The following is an 18041-nucleotide window of genomic DNA, read 5'->3' as shown; positions in this document are numbered from 1 at the left end:
CCCCTTCTTCTGCTGTAACGGTTACAGGTTGCCGGTGGCGATGTTGAGCATGCGGCGCAGTGGCTCGGCAGCGCCCCAGAGGAGCTGGTCACCAACGGTGAACGCGCTGATGTACTGCGGGCCCATCTCCATCTTGCGGATGCGGCCCACCGGAATGTCCAGGGTGCCGGAGGCAGCCACCGGGGTCAGCTCGGCCATGGAGGATTCCTTGTTGTTGGGAACCACTTTGGCCCACTGGTTGTCCTCGTCCAGCAGCTTCTCGATCTCGGCGATGGACAGGTCATCGCGGAGCTTCAGGGTCAGGGCCTGGGAGTGGGAGCGCATGGCACCGATCCGGACGCAGAGGCCGTCCATGATCACGCGGTTTTCCTCGGAGGTGCCCAGGATCTTGTTGGTCTCAACCCCGGCCTTCCACTCTTCCTTGGACTGCCCGTTGCCCAGGTCCGCATCGATCCAGGGGATCAGGGAGCCGGCCAGGGGGACGCCGAACTGGGTGGCGTCGATGTCGGTGCGCTGGTGTGCCAGGACCTTGCGGTCGATGTCCAGGATGGCCGATGCCGGGTCATCCAGTTCCGTGCTGACCTCGGCGTTGAGCGTGCCGAACTGGCTGAGGAGCTCGCGCATGTGTCGGGCGCCGCCGCCGGAGGCTGCCTGGTAGGTCATGGAGGTTCCCCATTCGACCAGCCCGTTCTTGAACAGGCCGCCGAGGCCCATGAGCATGCAGGAGACGGTGCAGTTGCCGCCGATGAAGTCCTTGGTGCCGTTGACCAAGCCTTTGTCGATGACGTCCCGGTTGATGGGGTCCAGCACGATGATCGAGTCATCGTTCATGCGCAGGGTGGAGGCGGCGTCGATCCAGAGGCCGTCCCAGCCGCGGCTGCGCAGTTCGCCATGGACCTGCTTTGTGTAGTCGCCGCCCTGCGCGGTGACGATAATGGGCAGCTTTGCCAGGGTGTCGAGGTCGAACGCGCTCTCGAGCTTGCCGGCGCCGTCAGCGAAGGACGGCGCGGCACCTCCCGCGTTGGAGGTGGAGAAGAACACCGGGTTGATGTTGGCGAAGTCGCCCTCGTCCTGCATGCGCTGCATCAGGACGGAACCGACCATGCCGCGCCATCCGACCAGGCCGACGGAAGGGGTAGCTGCTGTAGTCATTGGTCCAGTTTAGACTTCGCATCCGGAAGGTCGCAGTCGGTTACGTCACGCCCCGCGCCGGGGTTCGGTCATAAAGTACGACGGCGTTAGGCGGGTTTGCGCTGTCAGCTGCCGTTACCAGTCCGGCCGGCTTGAGCGGCGGGTAGGAGGTTCAAGGGTCTTCCCGGCCGCCTTCCGGAGGCGTGCAGCCTTGCGCTCCTTGAAGTGGTAAGCCCATGAGGCGGGCACCAGGACGATGACAATGGCGCAGCCGACGACGAATTGCACCCAGTTGGTGACCCCTTCGCCAGTGAGCAGAATGATGGCCGCTCCACAGACAACAGCCGAAAACACTGAGATCAAAATAGCAAGAAACAGTAGGCCGCCAGCTGAATTGATGGGCCTGATGGCGCTGCCGGTTGAGCCCTTGTAGACCCCATATTCCTCGGGCGTCAGCCCCTGCCTCTCGGCTTCCACCTCCACCTGCTGCCGGTAGTAGCCGTTTCGGGAGCGCGGCCCTGTCGGTCCAGAAACGGAGTTGTCCATCAATTTCCGCGCTTCATCGGGAAGCCGCAGGCGGTCGGAGCCTGTGCGGAGAATCACTGGTTGACATGTCCTGCTCCAGGTTCCGGTGCATTTCGTTCCTTGCGCAGCTTCTTGGCTCGGTACTCGTCCCTTGCCAAGCCAAAGGTGAACCAAGCCCCGAAGCCACCCAGGCCGATTGCGAACAGCGCGCCCCACTCGGGGCTCGTGCCCTGCCTGAACGAGGCGAGGAACAGCACCATGGAGCCAACGAACATGAGCCCCAGAAAGGCGGACACAATACCCATGCCCCACCAGCTCCGGACCTGTGCCTGGCCACGGCCCGGAGAAAAACCGATCTCGTCCCCGGGATAGCTGTGCAGTTCACCCGTATTTGTCCTGCGCAGAACGCGCTTCTCGCCCCGTGCCAGCGCTGCCTTGTGTTCGGCATACACTTCGTCGTTGCGGCGTTCACGGTCTCGGTCGAAGGTCACAGTCAGTCCTGACGGATGGCGCGGATCTGGTCAAGAAGGAAAGCCTCATTGACGTCCTTGGTTTCAGCAATGTTCTCTTGCCGGGAGTCGGCCGTGCCGGTTGTCCATGTTCCGTGTCCACCCTTCTTCACGTAAAGGGTCTGTCCGGTGGGATCCTCGCGGCGGCGAAGAGTGGCGCCGCCCCCGGGGTTGCTGTCCAGGTGCTGCTTGATAACCATGAGGTTGGCCTCGGGTGCGGTAACGTCCGGTCGCTGAGCCATTGCCCACCACGTGAAGTAGGCTCGGGGCTGAAACAGCAGATGGATGTCATCATTTTCCATGAAGACTACGCTGTCGCCCCCTTCGGCCGTCAGCAGCGAGATCTCAATGCGACGGATGGCGGAGGAGAGCAGGGCAGCCACGGCGGCAGTGGGACCTGATACGGAAAGGAGCCCGTCGTTTTCGGCTTTGGCCAGGCCTCGGGCCACCAGAGACGACGCGCCTGCGCTCACCATGTCCGTGTTGTCCAGATAGCCGTCCACCCTCAGTGCTTCAGCGCTGAGGACCGCGGCTTCCCCACCCTCAAGGCTTGCGAGAGTAACCATCTCGGCAAAGCCGTATCCGATTGCATCGGGGATGGTGGCGGCTTCCGTCGTTATCTCAGTCATCGTCGATACCTCTCGTTTTGGGCTCAGAATCCAAAGAAGTCGCCGACTTTTTCGGCGGCGTCCCCAGCGCCTTCCCAGACTTCCTTGGCGCCGTCAGCTATGGACCCCCCAATGGCATTGACGGTTTCCTTAACTATCGGCACGTTGTCATAGATGGCCAACGCTCCGGATGCAACCATGGCAACGGTCCCAACTGGTGGTGGGATGAAGCCGGCCGCGCCCAGGCCTGCCTTGACCACCGAATACCAGGCTTGGCCGTTGTCGTCGGGGTTTCCATTGGCGAAGTTGTTTATAGCGTCGAGGGCATCGAGGCCAGCCCCTATTCCGCCCAAGGCTTTACCGCCGAACTCGAAGAACTTGGCCGCCTTGCCGCCCTCGGCAAGGTTCAAGGCCGTGTCCCACCTGCCGTCGAACAGCTCAGAAGAGGTGTTGAAATACTGGCTCAGGATGTTCGAGTCCTGGAACGCCTTCGCCACGCTCCGGAAGTCCCTGGAGAAGAGGAACTCGCCGAGGTTGTCTGCCTTGCTGATGAAATGGGGAAGATCGAACAACCCTGCACGCAGGTTCGGCAGGGCTTTGGTCAAACCATAAATGTCCCAGCCGTCCCGGAACGGCGAATCCGGATCAGCGAGCCAGTCCGGGCCCCAGGGATCGTTGCTGCCCTGCCCCGGGCTTGGCGGGAGCGGACCGTTGTTGCCGGCGGGCGAACCGGCGCCCGGGCCCGTGGTACTGGCCTTCTCCTGCTCATCTGCGTTCTTGAGCAACACCTTTGATTCCTGCTTCAGCCGCGAGACGGTCTGCTGGAGAAGGGTGCGGTGGCTGGCGTTCCAGTCAGAGCGGAACCGCTGGGCATCTGCGCCCTTCCAGGCCGGATTGTTGTTGATCTGGCTGCTCAGCTGCGTCGACTGCTGCTGCAGCAGATCCGCCGTCTTGTTGAACTGCTGCGCGAGGGCCCGCAGTTGCTCGACGTCGGCGCCCCACAAAGTTCCTGCCACCAGGATTCCCCCCAATATTCATTCAACAGCCCCCAGAGTGCTGCGTGCCCCAGCCTAGGCCAGGACACAGCCAGCCGCGATGGGGTGGCCTCCCCATGCAACCTACACACCGGCCGCAGCTAGCCTTGGTCGGACTGCTCCAGCACGGCTGCCTTCCGGGCGCGCAGCGCGAAGAACGCGCCGAAGGTGAAGACCTGCGTGACCACTACGAGCACGATGGCGCCGGCGATCTTGTTGCCGCCCAGGATCATGGTCAGCCCCACGATCGCGGACAGCAGCGCCAGCAGGGGCAGCAGCATGTAGCCCAGGACGAACAGGGTTTCCGGTTTCTTCAGCATGTTCCTAGCCCTCGGTCCGTGACCATTTGGTGAATCGGTAGCGTGTGCCGTTGGCGGCCGTGAGCCATCCGTCCGGCGGGACGGAGGCGGACGCCTCCCAACTGGGGCCAAGCTCGGGAGCGAACGTGTCGCCGTCGGCCTTCACATCGATGGTGGTGACCACCGCGACGTTGGCGAGCTCGGTGGACTGGCGGAAAACCTCGCCGCCGCCCAGGATCCACACCGTCTCGCCGCCGTCGACAAACTGCGACTCAAGGAGCGCATCATCCAGCGAGGGAACCACGACGGCGCCCTCCGCCTCAGGCGTGTCGGCCCAGCTCTTCTGCCGGGTGATCACAATATTGGTGCGGCCGGGCAGGGGACGGTACTTGTCCGGGAAGGACAGCCAGGTCTTGCGTCCCATGATGACAGGATGCCCGGTGGTAAGACGGGTGAAGTGCTTGAGATCCTCGGGCAGGTGCCAGGGCATGTCCCCGTCCTTGCCGATCACGCCGTCGGAGGTCTGCGCCCAGATCAGCCCGACGCCTGTGATCGACGCCGCGAGCTCCTCGGTGAAGGACTGGGGATCCGTGTAGTTTTCGGTGCTCATACGGCGATCGGTGCCTTGATTGTGGGGTGGTGCTTGTAGCCCACCACTTCGAAGTCCTCCAGCGTGTAGTCAAAGATCGACGCCGGCTTGCGGGTGATCTTCAGCTGCGGGTATTCGTAGGGCTCGCGTTCCAGCTGCTTGAGGACCTGGTCCATGTGGTTCTCGTAGATGTGCACATCCCCGCCGGTCCACACGAACTCGCCCGGTTCCAGGCCCAACTGCTGCGCGATCATGCAGGTGAGCAGCGCGTAGGAGGCGATGTTGAAGGGCACGCCCAGGAACATGTCCGCGGAGCGTTGGTAGAGCTGGCAGGAGAGCTTGCCGTTGGCCACGTAGAACTGGAAGAACGCGTGGCAGGGAGGGAGCGCCATGTCGTTCAGTTCGGAGACGTTCCACGCGGACACGATGTGCCGGCGCGAGTCCGGATTGGACTTCAGGTTCTCCATGAGTTCGGCGATCTGGTCGATGTGGCCGCCGTCCGGGGTGGGCCAGCTGCGCCACTGCACGCCGTACACCGGGCCCAGGTCGCCGTCCTCATCGGCCCACTCGTTCCAGATGGTGACGCCCTGGTCCGTCATCCACTTGATGTTGGTTTCGCCGCGCAGGAACCACAGGAGTTCCACCGCCACGGACTTGAAGTGGACGCGCTTGGTGGTGATCAGCGGGAAGCTCTTGGAAAGGTCAAAGCGGATCTGGCGCCCGAAAACGCTGGTGGTTCCGGTGCCCGTGCGGTCCGATTTATGGGTGCCGTTGGCCAGGACATCGCGCAGGAGGTCTTCATAAGGCGTTGGGATGCTCACGCCTCAAGTCTACTTGCTGGGGTTTGCTCGCCGGCGGCACTGGCGCGTCTCCGCGGGAGCGAACTCCTGCAACTGGGATCACCGCGATCACCACTGCCGCCGTGGCCAGAAGAACCCCGACGGCAGGGGCCGCCTGCCACACGACGTCCCACGGTTCCGGACCAATTGGCGATGCCCGGTGCAGCTTTGGACCTGCGGTCATCAGAAGCACCCCTGCCTGGGCGGCGAAGGACGCGGCAACAGTCCGGACCACACGGTGCGTGGTGATCGCGCGGAGTGCGCTGTCGAGCCCCTGGAGCGGTCCCGGAACACTTCCGCGCCGGCGGGCCAGCACCAGGGGAAGCCCGGATACGAGCGCAATGACCGTGCTGGTCCAGGCAGTCATTTCCCACGACTGCTCCGCTTCCAACTCAACTTGTCGCCAGGCCACAACGGAAATGACAGCCACAAGAATGGCCACAGCAATAACGAAAGTGCCGGTCATGGTGCGCGAAACCGTTTGGCGCGGCCAGTGGCGGGGCTCGCGTGCGGTCCCGTAATTCCGGTGCATCAGTAGCTCGCCGAGGGATACAGCCGCCAGGACCGAGGTAGCTGAAGCGGCCACTAAAAGGGCGGGATGCCCGGTTGCCGCTCCCGGGACAAAGATTGCTGCGGGTACAGGCAGGAATGCGGCCAGTCCCATGACCGCACCTACGGAGACAGTCAGTTTCGTGGCCGGCTGCGTCCCGGCGCCGCCATGTCTCCGGGCCGGCGATATCCCGGAAAGATTGGGCGGGGCCCATGACAGCATCAACAGCAGGATGGCCAGGTTCAGGGCCCCGGCAGGGTTGAACCAGTTAGCCGGTCCGGTGGCAGGATCGGGGCGGGCTGAATGGTTGCCCGCGATGGCCGCCAGGCCTGCAGCAACTGTTGCGACCGTCCGCAGGAGCCGGTTCATGGAAATGGTTCTAAGCAGCCCATCAGCATGGGCGGCCAGTCCAGCCAACGGCGGCCGGCGGGCGATCAGTGCCAGCACAGCCAAGGTTCCAGCGGCCAGCACCAGCAGCGCCCCGCCAAGGTAGGCCGCGAGTTCGACGCCGGGAATCCGGCCTTCCCCGCCGAAGGTGACATAGCCACCGGAACCGTCCGGACGTGAGCCGTAGCGACGGGCGGCGAAGCCGGACAGCGTGGATGTCCATCCGATTTGCGCGGCGGAAAGCATGAGGATGGCCGTAACGGTCCAAAACAGGCGGCGGGGCAGGAATTGCCGGATGCCTCGGCCAGCCCCAGGCCGCACGGGCATCAACTGGGCCCTGGGGTAGCTCAGTTGGCCGAGGATGTGCACAATCAGGCAACCGAGAACCGGCCACGCAAGCGCCGGCAAAGTCTCAACCGGTCGATTGGCGGTTCCCGGGACGGGAAGAATCCCCGCGTTGGCCGCCGGGAGCAGTGAACTAACCAGCCAGCCAATCAGTCCGACGCAGAACGCATGCCGGGATACTGCCGTGGTGACATCATGGCCGCGTGTACCGCGAATCAGGTAACGGAGCAGGAGGAAGACGGCACCGCTGAGCAGGAACGGCCAGAAAAGGGCCACTGGCGGAATATCCTGGAAAACTAAAGTCGTGGCAGCCTGCACTTTTCCCCCAAAAGTGTGCGTCGTTTACTAAGTCAAGGCTGGCAGAACCGTTAGGTCAACCCGGACCGGCAGGACCTAGTCATCGAAGGGCTTGAACTGCTCCACTGCCACAACACGTTTCCTGCCGCCCAAGGCCACGTGGCACACCACCACTTCGCCGGGTGACAAGTACGGCTCGTGCGCCGGCAGCAGCTTTGCGAGGTGCGACGGCATGTGTTCCGCCAGTTGCTTGAGCACGGTCGGCAGGGCAGGCCGGTGCGTGCAGGCCACCACCGGGCGCTGCTTGTCGAACAGGGACTCAATGACGGCGGCCGTCTTCTTCGGACTGCGTTGGTGCTTGTGCTCGGTCAGGCCTTCGGCCAGCTTCACCTTGGCACCCGTGGCCCGTGCGTACGGAGCAACGGTGGCGACGCAGCGCAGCCACGGGCTGGTGACCACCCGCATCGGCTTCCACGCCTGCAGGAGCCTGCCGACAGCCTGCGCCTGCCGGGTGCCGGTGGCTGCGAGCGGACGCTCGCCCTCGGCCTTGCTCCAGGATGAGCGCGGTTTGGCCTTTGCATGCCGCAGAACCAGCAGCGGCCAGGTGTCCAGCGCGCCCCGTTCGTGTGCGTCCCGCAGGTATTCAAGGGGGACGACGTCGGACGGGTTGGACAGCAGGCGGGCGGCCTTTTCGGGGGCGCACCACATGACGCTGTCCACCTCCTTGCCGTCCGGCACCAGGGTGGTGCCGTTGACCTTGACCGCCCAGTAGTGGACCACCTTGAGGCCCGACGTCACGTGGTAGTGGATGGGCGGCAGCGGTATGCCCAGCGGCGCCCGGAGGCCGATTTCCTCCCATACTTCACGGACAGCGCATTCGGGGACTGTCTCGCCGGCGTCGATTTTTCCCTTGGGCCAGGACCAATCGTCGTAGCGGGGCCGGTGGATCAGCAGGACTTCAAGGCGGTCCTTGTTGATCCGCCAGGGGACGGCCCCCGCAGCGGTGACGGCTACAGGTTCCCCCGGGTGGTCAGTTTGGTCAGCTACGAGTGCATCGCTCGACACGCGGCTGCCTATCGCCGGCTCAGGCTGCGTTGCCGCGGCCGGGATGCCAGCAGCCAGGACTGGACGTCTTCAAGCGGTTTGCCGTCCTCGGACAGGTGGTGCCGGGTCCAGTGGCCCTCGTTGTCCAGGTGCCAGCTGGAGGTTTCCGGGTCCATGTAGCGCCGCATGAGGTCAAGGACGTAGGTGATGTCGTCCGGGCTTGCCAACTGGACCAGGGCCTCCACCCGGCGGTCCAGGTTCCGGTGCATCATGTCAGCGGAGCCGATGTACACCACCGGGTCACCGCCGTTGGCGAAGGCGAACACCCGCGAGTGCTCCAGGAACCGGCCCAGGATGGAACGGACCGTGATGTTCTCGCTCAGGCCGGGAACGCCGGGGCGCAGGGAGCAGATGCCGCGGACCACCACGTCCACCTTCACCCCCGCCTGCGATGCGCGGTAGAGCGAGTCGATGATGGCTTCGTCCACCATGGAGTTCACCTTGATCTGCACGTGCCCCGGCACTCCCGCACGGGCGTTGCGGATCTCGGTCTCGATCCGGTCGATGAGTCCCGACCGGACGGAGCGGGGGGCCACCAGGAGCCGCTTGAAGGTGGACTTCGGTGCGTAGCCGGAGAGCTGGTTGAACAACTTGGAGAGGTCCTCGCCCACCTGCTCGTTGGCGGTCAGCAGGCCCAGGTCCTCGTAGTACCGCGCCGTGCGGGGATGGTAGTTGCCCGTGCCGATGTGGCAGTAGCGGCGCAGCCCGTCCACTTCCTGGCGGACCACCAGCGACAGCTTGCAGTGTGTCTTCAGGCCCACGATGCCGTACACAACGTGCACGCCGGCCTGCTCCAGCTTGCGGGCCCAGGAGATGTTGGCCTGCTCATCAAAGCGCGCCTTGATCTCCACCAGGGCCAGGACCTGTTTGCCGGCCTCGGCAGCGTCGATCAGGGCATCAACGATGGGGGAGTCGCCGGACGTGCGGTACAGGGTCTGCTTGATGGCCTGGACCTTCGGGTCCGCCGCAGCCTGTTCCAGGAACGCCTGCACCGAGGTGGAAAACGAGTCGTAGGGGTGGTGCAGCAGGATGTCCCGGCGCCTCATGGCGGCGAACACGTTCGCGGCCTTGGAGGTCTCGGACTCGTTCAGGTACCTGGAGGTGTGCGGGACGTGCTTGGGGTAGTGCAGGTCGGCCCGGTCGATGCCGGCAATGACCGACAATCCCCGGAGGTCCAGCGGAGCCGGCACCGAGTACACCTCGGATTCCTCCACGCCCAGTTCCCGGATCAGGAGCGCCCGGATGTTGGGGTTGATGTCATTGGTGACTTCAAGCCGAACCGGCGGGCCGAAGCGGCGGCGCAGGAGTTCCTTCTCCAGGGCCTGCAGGAGGTTTTCGGCGTCGTCCTCTTCCACCTCCACGTCCTCGTTGCGGGTGACGCGGAAGGTGTGGTGCTCCAGGACCTCCATCCCCGGGAACAGCTTGTCCAGGTGGACGGCAATGACTTCCTCAAGCGCAATAAACCGGGCAACCCGGCCGGGCACCGCACCGGCGCGGGGACCATCGATGGAGATCAGTCGCGGCAGCTGGTCCGGGACCTTGACGCGGGCGAAGAGTTCCTTGTCGCTGACGGGGTTCCGGACCACCACGGCCAGGTTCAGCGACAGGCCCGAAATGTAAGGGAAGGGATGTGCCGGGTCAACGGCCAGGGGGGTGAGGATGGGGAAGACTTTTTCCGCGAACATGGCGCTCAGCTGCTGCTGGGCGGCACCGTCCAGTTCGCCCCACTGCATGAGGTGGATGTGCTCGTACGCCAGCGCTGGCCGGATCTGGTCCGCATAGACCTGGGCGTGCCGCGCCTGGAGCCGGTGGGCTTCCTCGCTGATGCTCTCCAGTACCTCGACGGGGCTCAGCCCGGCCGGGGAGGGGACGGCGAGCCCGGTGGCGATGCGGCGCTTGAGGCCGGCCACGCGGACCATGAAGAACTCGTCCAGGTTGGAGGCGAAGATGGACAGGAAATTGACGCGCTCCAGCAGGTGCAGGGTGGGGTCCTCGGCCAGCTCCAGCACCCGGGAATTGAAGGCGAGCCAGCTCAGCTCCCGGTCCAGGAACCGGTCCGGGCGGATGTCACCCTCCGGCTGCAGGTTCGGCGCGAACTCCGGGATGTCGATCCGGTCCTGGGTTGCCCTGGATGCCGGTACCTCGGAGGAGCCGAAGCGTGCCCTGACAGGCACCGCAACATCCTGGGACGTGGCTGTTCCGGAAGGTTCCGGGTTCATGGCTGCTCCTTTTGCTGGCGCTCTGGTGCCGGCGCTTCCGCCCCGCGCGGCTCCCTTTCAACCTTACAAGCATTCACTGGCGCCACGGCCCTTGTTTTGCGCGGTGACGGCGTCAGTCGGGGCCGCCCTCTTCAACCCGCCGCCGGGCCGTACATGACGTCCATGTCCCACCGGGTGAAACCCAGCCGCCGGTACAGGGCCACCGCCGCGGTGTTGTCCGCATCGACGTAGAGCATGACGGCATTCAATCCCGTGTCGCGGAGGTGCTTGATGCCCGCAATCGTCAGGGCCTTGCCCAGGCCCATGCCCTGCGCCTGCGGTGTCACTCCCACCACATACACCTCGCCGATAGCCGGATGCGCACCATGCCGCGGGTGGACCTTCGTCCAGTGGTAGCCCAGCAGCCGGCCATCCCGGTCCTCGGCCAGGAAGAACCCGGCGGGATCAAACCAGTCTTCCGCCATGCGCGCCTCGAGGTCGGCCCTGGTCAGGTTGCCCTGTTCCGGGTGGTGGGCAAACGCCGCCCGGTTGGCGGCCAGCCAGGAATCCTCATCCTTGCCCGGCACGAAGGTGCGGATGGCCACACCCTCCGGCAGGCCGGCGTCGGGCAGGTCCGCTCCCGCCGTCGTCATCCGCATCTTCCACAACTCGCGCACGGGCGCGTAACCGTAGCGGGAGGCAAGGTCGGCAGCGGCCTCATGGTTCCCATGGGACCAGGCTTTCAGCCCGTCGAAGCCGCGGACTTCCTTGAGCGCGCCCACCAGCCGGTCCGCTACTCCCTGGTTCCGGTAGGAGGGGTGGACGGCAATTTCCAGGATGCCGTTGCCGTCCGGCTCTTCGACCACCACAGCGAAACCTGCCAGGTCCTGGGCGGTGGCGGGATCGGAGTCCTCGTCCGGCGCGTACAGGGCCAGTGTCAGCAGCGTGTGCTCCGCGGAATCCCCGGCACGCATGGTCACCAGGGTCTGCTCGGAAATGGAGGGGTTGCCGTCCGATTCCTCGGCGGCGGCCAGGAGATCCCGGCAGTCTTTCAGGAGTTGCTGGTCAACACCGCCACGGACAACATGGACGGGCCACTTCTGCGGATGCGCTGGAGTCATGAGCCAAGGCTATACGTCGACGCGGGCCGCGGCTCAGGCTTCGGTGAGTTCGTCTTCCTGCTGCCGGACCAGGGTGAGCCGGTAGCCGACGTTCCTTACAGTGCTGATGAGGTTCTCGTGATCCGCCCCAAGCTTGGCCCGCAGGCGCCGGACGTGGACGTCCACGGTGCGGGTGCCGCCGTAGTAGTCGTAGCCCCAGACCTCGGTGAGCAACTGCTGGCGGGTGAAGACGCGGCCGGGGTGCTGCGCAAGGTACTTCAGGAGCTCGAACTCCTTGAAGGTCAGGTTCAGTGGCGCCCCATTCACACGGGCGGTGTAGCTGGCTTCGTCGATGATGACGCCGGCGGCGCGGATTTCGCTTGGAGCGTCTTCCTGTTCCGGGACGGCACGGGCAACGGACAGCCGGATGCGGGCCTCCACCTCGGCGGGACCGGCGGAATCAAGGACGATATCGTCAACAGCCCAGGCTGAGGAGACTGCGGCCATGCCGCCTTCGGTCAGGATCAGCACCAGCGGGGCGCTGAGGCCGGTGGCTTTAAGGAGTTGGGTGAGGGAACGGGCGCCCACCAGGTCCTTGCGGGCGTCCAGCAGGACGATGTCGCAGGGGTCCGTTTCCAGCAGGGCGGTGGGTTCGGCGGGCAGGATATGGACCCGGTGGTTCAGCAATTCGAGGGCAGGCAGGATGTCCACCGAAGAGCCGGTGCTGTTGGTCAGTAACAGGATGTGCGACATTGTTCCTCCAAGGGCCGTCCGCGCATCATTGGGCGACTGAACCGGTTTCTCACCGGCCGGTACTGGCTTCCTGCAGGAGGTTTTTGGACCGTCAGCACGCCGCCGGCCAGCCACCTCAGCAGGGAGCGTAGCTGATCCTTGAGTATACCCGGCGGGTCCCTTCCGGCCACAGATTGCGGCCATGAACAGGCTCGATTTGCGACATATCCGGTTCACATAAGGCAGGATTGAACCAGGGCTGACCAGCCCTGCCATGAGGGGGCGGACCAGCCTTCCGGCCGAACGCCAGGATGGGAAACCAGCGCAGTGAGTGCACCGACGAAGCACAGGCCGGGCCGCGCATGACGGCTGAATTGCAGGCACCCGCGCGTTCGCTTGGTTCATGGACCGTCGGCGTCGTTGGGATCGCCGGGCTCATCGCCATCATCGCCGGGGTCTATGCCTCACCGGAGGCGCTCGTGGCCGTCGGCATCCTGATCGCCGCGGCTGTGGGTATTGGCTGGCCGCACTTCCTGCGCATCCCCGCCAAGAAGACCCTTGCCGCCGTGATCGCCCTGCCCGGCGCGGCCTCGGCAGTAGCCGCCGGCCTGGCCCCGGCCCCGGGGTACCTGGACTGGACACCGACATTTGTGGCGCTGGGGATGATGGCCGTCTTCGTAGTGCAGTTGATCCGCGGCACCGGCCAGGCGCAGCGGCTGGAATCCACCCTCGGATGCTGCGCAGGCGTCCTGCTGTCCTGCCTGGGAGCGGGCTGGATCGCCGGCGCCCGCTTTAACGGCGTCCGCGAGATGCTCCTGGTGGCGGCGATCAGCGCGGCCGTGGCCCTGCTTGCCGGGCTCATCCGCTGGCCGGACAGCATCGTGGCGCCGCTGGGAGTGGTGCTGGCCGGACTGGCAGGTCCGCTGGCCGGACTGGTCCTGTCCGATATCGCCGTCCTGCCGGCCGCCGTCTTCGGCGTGGTGGTCGGCGCGGTCCTGGCCAGCTTCCGCCGCCTTGCCACACTCCGCGGCGCCCCACTGAACATCCCCGCCGCACTGAGCATGGGCCTTGCCCCGGTTTCGGCCGTGGGGTCCCTCGCCTACTTCATCGACAAACTACTCATCTACTAACGGGTTAGGATGGCACCATGTCCGTACTTGCTTTTGAAATCTTCTTCCTTGTCCTGCTCGGCATCGCGAGCCTGTCCATGGCCTGGTTCGCCGGTTTCGTGGTCTACCGCCTCTTCAAGGGCCAGAAGTAGCCACCCCCTTTCCGGAGCCAGCCGCATCTGGAGGTAAGACCAATGCCTATTGAGATTCCTACAGACCTGACCCCAGAACTCGTCCCCCTTTCCTGGCTCATTGGTGAGTGGGAGGGCCGCGGCCGCCTCGGCAGCGGCGACGAGGATTCCGAACACTTCCTGCAGCACGTTTCGTTTACCCATAACGGCCTGCCGTACCTTCAGTACCGCGCCGAAAGCTGGCTGACCGACGACGAAGGGACGCGGCTGCGGCCGCTGACCGTCGAGACAGGTTTCTGGGCACTGGAGCGCAAGCAGTTGGATGCCGACGGCGGTCCCGGCCTGGTGCCGGCAGACATCGTGCCGGTGTTGAAGAGCGCCGACGAAGTGGAAGCGCTGCGGAACAAGGACGGCGGCTTCGACATCTCCGTGTCAATTTCGCACCCGGGCGGGATCTCGGAGCTGTACTACGGGCAGATCAAGGGCCCGCAGATCCAGCTGACCACCGACATGGTGATGCGCGGCAGCCACTCCAAGGACTACAGCGCGGCCACCCGGATCTTCGGGCTGGTGGACGGCAACCTGTTGTGGCGGTGGGACGTTGCCACCGGCGGTGAAGCCGGTAAGGGGTTGGAGGCCCACGCCTCCGCGTTCCTGCACCGCGTTTCCTGAGCAGGGTTCCACCCTAATTCCAGGGAACCCGGAATACCGCAGACCCGTGAGGACTTCTACTTCATATGACTACGCCCAGCCCTTTGTTGTCGCGACCCGGCGCCGTCGAGGCCGCCGGCCCTGACGCCGGTGTCGCCGCCCACTACGGTGAGCCGCTGCGCGAGCAGCGCGCCCTCGCAGCCGGATCCGCCGTCGTCGACCTTTCCCACCGCGGCGTGGTTACCGTCACCGGACCGGACCGGCTGAGCTGGCTCAACACCCTGTCCTCCCAGCAGGTGGCAGCCCTCAAGCCCGGCGAGTCCAGCGAGCTGCTGCTCCTGAGCGTCCAGGGCCGCATCGACTTCGACGCCCGGGTGGTTGACGACGGCGGGACCACCTGGCTGATCGTGGAGGCCGCCGAGGCCGCGCCGCTGGCTGAGTACCTCAACCGCATGAAGTTCATGCTGCGGGTGGAGATCGCCGACGTTTCGGCGGACTGGGCCGTTGTGGGCAGCACCCGTGCCGTGCCCGAATGGTCCGGCCACCTCGCCTGGCAGGACCCGTGGCCGCACGTGGGCGCCGGCGGCTACTCTTACGCAACTGTTTCCGAAGAGAACCATCCAGGCGTGGACCGGCCCTGGTTCGAGTACCTCGTCCCTGCCGCCGAACTGGAGGACGCCGTTGCCAGCCGCCCGCTGGCAGGCGTGCTCGCCGCCGAGGCCCTGCGCATCGCCGCCTGGCGCCCCCGGATCGGCGCCGAAACCGATGACAAGACCATTCCGCACGAACTGGACCTGCTGCGCACCGCCGTGCATCTGGCCAAGGGCTGCTACAAGGGGCAGGAAACCATCGCCCGCGTCCACAACCTGGGCCATCCACCGCGCCGGTTGGTCTTCCTGCAGCTGGACGGCTCGCAGCACACCCTGCCCGCCGCCGGCAGCCCGGTCCTGGCGGGGGAGCGGAAAGTAGGGACCGTGACTTCCGTGGGGCAGCACTACGAGATGGGGCCCGTGGCCCTGGCGGTCATAAAGCGTTCCGTTGCCCCCGATGAGATACTGACGGTCCTGGACGGCGACGAGCCGTATCCAGCCGCCCAGGAACTCATCGTCGCCCCCGACGCCGGCCAGGTTGTGGGGCGCCAGACCGGATTCCTGAGGGGGCCACGCTGATGACCGAAAACACCACGCCCGTCCACGTTGGGACAGAGGCAGCGGAAAGGCCCGACGACGACGCGCTGGCTTTGGCGCATGCGCTCTTCCAGGCTGCGCGGGAGGGCAACAGTGCGCTGCTGGGTGCCTACCTGGACGCCGGCGCCCCCGCCACCATGACGAACGCTGCGGGGGATTCCCTGCTGATGCTGGCCGCGTACCATGGCCACGCCGGCACCGTTGAGCTGCTCCTGCAGCACGGGGCCGACGCCAACACCGCCAATGACCGGGGGCAGACACCCCTCGCCGGTGCGGCATTCAAGGGTTACACGGACGTGGCCCGGGTCCTGCTGGGCGCCGGAGCCGATCCGGACGCCGGTGCGCCGTCGGCCCGTGCCGCCGCGCAAATGTTTGCCCGCACGGAGATCCTGGACCTGCTGGGCTAGCCTCACCCCGTGCCCCCCGCGGCACAGCCACAACTTCAAAAGGATGACCGAGTGGAAAACGTAGAAAAGCCCTGGCCGGCGTTGTGGTCCCTGGTGATCGGGTTCTTCATGATCCTGATCGACACCACCATCGTGTCCGTGGCCAACCCCCGCATTATGGAAGGCCTGCACGCCGACATCAACGCGGTGATCTGGGTGACCAGCGCCTATCTGCTGGCATACGCCGTCCCGCTGCTGATCACCGGCCGCCTGGGCGATAGGTTCGGTCCGAAGAAGCTCTACCTCACCGGCCTGGTTGTCTTCACCCTCGCTTCACTGTGGTGTGGCCTGTCCGGTGATGTCCGGATCCTGATTGCCGCCCGCGTCCTGCAAGGCCTTGGCGCGGCGATGATGACCCCGCAGACCATGGCCGTCATCACCCGGATCTTCCCGCCGGACCGCCGCGGTTCAGCCATGGCCGTCTGGGGCGCAACTGCCGGCATGGCCACCCTGGTGGGCCCCATCCTCGGCGGTGTCCTGGTGGACGGCCTTGGCTGGGAGTGGATCTTCTTCATCAACGTTCCCGTCGGCGTCGTGGGCTTCATCCTGGCGCTGCGCAACGTGCCGGCCCTCAGCACCCACCCGCACCGGTTCGATATCCCCGGCGTACTGCTCAGCGCCGTCGGGCTGTTCCTGCTGGTGTTCGGCATCCAGGAGGGCGAAACCTACAACTGGGGCACCATCGCCGGTCCCATCAGCGTGTGGGGCCTGATCATTGCCGGCATCGTGGTGCTGGCCGCCTTCGTCGCATGGCAGCGGTTCAACAAGGGCGAGCCGCTGCTGCCGCTGGGCCTGTTCCGGGACCGGAACTTCTCCCTCGCCAACATCGGCATCACCACCGTGGGCTTCACGGTGACGGCCTTCAGCCTGCCGCTGATCTTCTACTACCAGCTGGTCCGTGGCCTCACCCCCACGCAATCGGCCCTCATGATGGTGCCCATGGCGCTGATCTCCGGCGGACTTGCCCCGGTGGTGGGCAAGCTGGTGGACAGGGTCAACCCGAAATTCATTACGGCCACCGGCCTGGTGCTGATGGCGGTGGCGCTGCTCTGGAACTCGGCACTGATGCAGCCCGACACACCCATCCTGATGTTCCTGCTCCCCAGCGCTGTCCTGGGCTTCGCCAACGCCGGCATCTGGGCTCCGCTGAGCACCACGGCCACCCGGAACCTGCCCCCGCGCCAGGCCGGCGCCGGGTCAGGCGTCTACAACACCACCCGCCAGATCGGCGCGGTCCTGGGCAGCGCCGCCATTGCCGTGCTGATCCAGTCCCGGCTCGCCGCCGAGCTGCCCCAGGGAGGGCCCGGCGGGGCGGCCGGCGAAGGCCTTGCGATGGGCGGCTCGCTGCCCGAGTTCCTCCACAGTGGATTTTCGACGGCGATGGGCCAGTCCATCCTGCTGCCCGCCGGGGTGATCCTGGTGGGGGCGGCGGTTGCGTTGTTCTTCGCCAAGCCCCAGCCGGTCCAGGGCTGGAGCAGCCAGGGCCGGCTGGGCGCCGGGGCCCAGGGCCAGGACGGTGGCCAGGCGTCAGCGAAGGTGGACGCTGGTCTGGATTCCGCCGGCTGAGAGGCCGAGTTTCCGGGCAAGTGCCAGGCATCCGGTGTTGCTGACATCCGCGCGCCATTGCAAGGTCAGCCCGGCGGCGAGTGCCTCGTGGGCCGCGATGGACCCAGCCAGTGCGCCCAGGCCCCGGCGGCGCCACTCAGGATCCACCAGCACGCCCATGTTGGCCAGCAGGCCTTCCCATTCCCCGTAGGCACCGCAGGCCAGGGGCACCCGCCTGCCGTCCAGCTGATGCACGATGGTGAAGCGGTTCTCCAGGTCGGAAAGGCCCACTTCGTTGACGTCGTCCGGCGGGCAGCGTCCTTCCAGCTCGATCGCCTCGGGGTTGCCGTGCGAGACGGTCAGTTCCTCGGACGGCTGCTGAAGCGGCAGGTCGTCCGCGAAGAACAGGGCAGCTGCACCCAGCCCGTGGCCGCCGCGTTCCCTGGTCAGTTTCAGGAGCGTGACATGCTGGGCCATCTCCTCATCAGGAATGCCCGCAGCGGCATCGATCACGCTCTGTGGGCCCACCAGCGCCGAACTCCCGAACAACCGAACGAACTCCACGGCGCGGCATGATTCGTCGGCGCGGACAATCCTTTTCCCGGACACCAAAGCGTCACCGAAAGCGTCGTCGTCAAGGCCCAGCCGGCGCGCCCACGCCAGCTGGATGATGGCCGCAGAGCCGGGGTCGAGTGTCATGGTCCCAGCCTAGGGCGGCCCGAAGG

General features: G+C 65.8%; 19 protein-coding genes. 5 read left to right on the top strand and 14 right to left on the bottom strand.

Annotation, left to right across the window (positions count from 1 at the left end; translation table 11 throughout):
- Positions 1 to 21: 21 nt before the first annotated feature.
- From asd to ACFO0G_RS02890, 13 genes are all read right to left on the bottom strand, one after another.
- Positions 22 to 1152 (bottom strand): aspartate-semialdehyde dehydrogenase, encoded by a 1131-nt coding sequence (asd, locus tag ACFO0G_RS02950; protein WP_376976362.1) that lies wholly within the window; start codon positions 1150 to 1152, stop codon positions 22 to 24.
- 114 nt (positions 1153 to 1266) lie between these two features.
- On the bottom strand, positions 1267 to 1677 hold the full coding sequence (locus tag ACFO0G_RS02945) for a hypothetical protein (protein ID WP_376976361.1): 411 nt from the start codon (positions 1675 to 1677) through the stop codon (positions 1267 to 1269).
- Between the two features lie 53 nt (positions 1678 to 1730).
- Positions 1731 to 2147 carry a hypothetical protein gene (locus tag ACFO0G_RS02940; RefSeq protein ID WP_376976360.1) on the bottom strand — a complete coding sequence of 139 codons (417 nt, stop codon included), beginning with the start codon at positions 2145 to 2147 and terminating at the stop codon, positions 1731 to 1733.
- A gap of 2 nt (positions 2148 to 2149) precedes the next feature.
- A complete protein-coding gene (locus tag ACFO0G_RS02935; RefSeq protein ID WP_286398271.1) occupies positions 2150 to 2794 on the bottom strand; it encodes a hypothetical protein in 645 nt (214 codons plus the stop codon).
- A gap of 23 nt (positions 2795 to 2817) precedes the next feature.
- Complete coding sequence (locus ACFO0G_RS02930; RefSeq protein WP_376976359.1) at positions 2818 to 3789, bottom strand: hypothetical protein; 972 nt, start codon at positions 3787 to 3789, stop codon at positions 2818 to 2820.
- Between the two features lie 119 nt (positions 3790 to 3908).
- The gene (locus ACFO0G_RS02925; RefSeq protein ID WP_141159734.1) at positions 3909 to 4127 is read right to left on the bottom strand and encodes an NF038396 family protein; all 219 of its coding nucleotides are present in this window, start codon (positions 4125 to 4127) and stop codon (positions 3909 to 3911) included.
- Between the two features lie 4 nt (positions 4128 to 4131).
- Positions 4132 to 4716 (bottom strand): dihydrofolate reductase, encoded by a 585-nt coding sequence (locus ACFO0G_RS02920; RefSeq protein ID WP_286398267.1) that lies wholly within the window; start codon positions 4714 to 4716, stop codon positions 4132 to 4134.
- Entirely contained in the window at positions 4713 to 5516 is an 804-nt protein-coding gene (locus ACFO0G_RS02915; RefSeq protein WP_286398265.1) for a thymidylate synthase, read from the bottom strand. The genes ACFO0G_RS02920 and ACFO0G_RS02915 overlap by 4 nt, the downstream gene beginning before the upstream one ends.
- The gene (locus tag ACFO0G_RS02910) at positions 5494 to 7092 is read right to left on the bottom strand and encodes a hypothetical protein (RefSeq protein WP_376976358.1); all 1599 of its coding nucleotides are present in this window, start codon (positions 7090 to 7092) and stop codon (positions 5494 to 5496) included. The genes ACFO0G_RS02915 and ACFO0G_RS02910 overlap by 23 nt, the downstream gene beginning before the upstream one ends.
- A 117-nt stretch (positions 7093 to 7209) precedes the next feature.
- Positions 7210 to 8178, bottom strand: a complete 969-nt coding sequence (locus ACFO0G_RS02905) for an NUDIX hydrolase (protein WP_376976357.1) — start codon at positions 8176 to 8178, stop codon at positions 7210 to 7212.
- Between the two features lie 8 nt (positions 8179 to 8186).
- Complete coding sequence (locus ACFO0G_RS02900; protein ID WP_376976356.1) at positions 8187 to 10436, bottom strand: RNA degradosome polyphosphate kinase; 2250 nt, start codon at positions 10434 to 10436, stop codon at positions 8187 to 8189.
- 131 nt (positions 10437 to 10567) lie between these two features.
- Complete coding sequence (mshD, locus tag ACFO0G_RS02895; protein ID WP_376976355.1) at positions 10568 to 11536, bottom strand: mycothiol synthase; 969 nt, start codon at positions 11534 to 11536, stop codon at positions 10568 to 10570.
- 33 nt (positions 11537 to 11569) lie between these two features.
- On the bottom strand, positions 11570 to 12268 hold the full coding sequence (locus tag ACFO0G_RS02890; protein WP_018769102.1) for a winged helix-turn-helix transcriptional regulator: 699 nt from the start codon (positions 12266 to 12268) through the stop codon (positions 11570 to 11572).
- A 341-nt stretch (positions 12269 to 12609) separates the two neighbouring features.
- On the opposite strand from ACFO0G_RS02890, the gene ACFO0G_RS02885 reads away from it, so the two are divergent.
- From ACFO0G_RS02885 to ACFO0G_RS02865, 5 genes are all read left to right on the top strand, one after another.
- Positions 12610 to 13377 carry a permease gene (locus tag ACFO0G_RS02885; protein WP_286398254.1) on the top strand — a complete coding sequence of 256 codons (768 nt, stop codon included), beginning with the start codon at positions 12610 to 12612 and terminating at the stop codon, positions 13375 to 13377.
- Positions 13378 to 13550: 173 nt separating this feature from the next.
- On the top strand, positions 13551 to 14159 hold the full coding sequence (locus tag ACFO0G_RS02880) for a nitrobindin family protein (RefSeq protein WP_142133067.1): 609 nt from the start codon (positions 13551 to 13553) through the stop codon (positions 14157 to 14159).
- A gap of 65 nt (positions 14160 to 14224) precedes the next feature.
- Positions 14225 to 15307: a CAF17-like 4Fe-4S cluster assembly/insertion protein YgfZ gene (gene ygfZ / locus ACFO0G_RS02875; protein ID WP_376976354.1), complete on the top strand. Its 1083-nt coding sequence runs from the start codon at positions 14225 to 14227 to the stop codon at positions 15305 to 15307.
- Positions 15307 to 15732: an ankyrin repeat domain-containing protein gene (locus tag ACFO0G_RS02870; protein WP_286398250.1), complete on the top strand. Its 426-nt coding sequence runs from the start codon at positions 15307 to 15309 to the stop codon at positions 15730 to 15732. The genes ygfZ and ACFO0G_RS02870 overlap by 1 nt, the downstream gene beginning before the upstream one ends.
- Before the next feature lie 51 nt (positions 15733 to 15783).
- The gene (locus ACFO0G_RS02865; RefSeq protein WP_286398248.1) at positions 15784 to 17337 is read left to right on the top strand and encodes a DHA2 family efflux MFS transporter permease subunit; all 1554 of its coding nucleotides are present in this window, start codon (positions 15784 to 15786) and stop codon (positions 17335 to 17337) included.
- Here ACFO0G_RS02865 and ACFO0G_RS02860 read toward each other — a convergent pair.
- Positions 17299 to 18015 carry a GNAT family N-acetyltransferase gene (locus ACFO0G_RS02860; protein ID WP_376976353.1) on the bottom strand — a complete coding sequence of 239 codons (717 nt, stop codon included), beginning with the start codon at positions 18013 to 18015 and terminating at the stop codon, positions 17299 to 17301. The genes ACFO0G_RS02865 and ACFO0G_RS02860 overlap by 39 nt on opposite strands.
- Positions 18016 to 18041: the final 26 nt, after the last annotated feature.

It is taken from the genome of Arthrobacter sedimenti (assembly GCF_042652025.1).
In the GTDB taxonomy this organism is placed as follows: Bacteria; Actinomycetota; Actinomycetes; order Actinomycetales; family Micrococcaceae; genus Arthrobacter; species Arthrobacter sedimenti.
Note: the sequence above shows the minus strand (reverse complement) of the source record. Positions and strands in the feature narration are given on the sequence as shown.

Excerpts from the sequence above, each read along its gene's own strand:
- ACFO0G_RS02860 (WP_376976353.1), bottom strand. The coding sequence starts at position 18,015 with ATGACACTCGACCCCGGCTCTGCGGCCATCATCCAGCTGGCGTGGGCG.
- ACFO0G_RS02925 (WP_141159734.1), bottom strand. The coding sequence starts at position 4,127 with ATGCTGAAGAAACCGGAAACCCTGTTCGTCCTGGGCTACATGCTGCTG.
- ACFO0G_RS02920 (WP_286398267.1), bottom strand. The coding sequence starts at position 4,716 with ATGAGCACCGAAAACTACACGGATCCCCAGTCCTTCACCGAGGAGCTC.
- ygfZ (WP_376976354.1), top strand. The coding sequence starts at position 14,225 with ATGACTACGCCCAGCCCTTTGTTGTCGCGACCCGGCGCCGTCGAGGCC.
- ACFO0G_RS02900 (WP_376976356.1), bottom strand. The coding sequence starts at position 10,436 with ATGAACCCGGAACCTTCCGGAACAGCCACGTCCCAGGATGTTGCGGTG.
- ACFO0G_RS02935 (WP_286398271.1), bottom strand. The coding sequence starts at position 2,794 with ATGACTGAGATAACGACGGAAGCCGCCACCATCCCCGATGCAATCGGA.
- mshD (WP_376976355.1), bottom strand. The coding sequence starts at position 11,536 with ATGACTCCAGCGCATCCGCAGAAGTGGCCCGTCCATGTTGTCCGTGGC.
- ACFO0G_RS02890 (WP_018769102.1), bottom strand. The coding sequence starts at position 12,268 with ATGTCGCACATCCTGTTACTGACCAACAGCACCGGCTCTTCGGTGGAC.
- ACFO0G_RS02885 (WP_286398254.1), top strand. The coding sequence starts at position 12,610 with ATGACGGCTGAATTGCAGGCACCCGCGCGTTCGCTTGGTTCATGGACC.
- ACFO0G_RS02945 (WP_376976361.1), bottom strand. The coding sequence starts at position 1,677 with ATGGACAACTCCGTTTCTGGACCGACAGGGCCGCGCTCCCGAAACGGC.
- asd (WP_376976362.1), bottom strand. The coding sequence starts at position 1,152 with ATGACTACAGCAGCTACCCCTTCCGTCGGCCTGGTCGGATGGCGCGGC.
- ACFO0G_RS02870 (WP_286398250.1), top strand. The coding sequence starts at position 15,307 with ATGACCGAAAACACCACGCCCGTCCACGTTGGGACAGAGGCAGCGGAA.
- ACFO0G_RS02880 (WP_142133067.1), top strand. The coding sequence starts at position 13,551 with ATGCCTATTGAGATTCCTACAGACCTGACCCCAGAACTCGTCCCCCTT.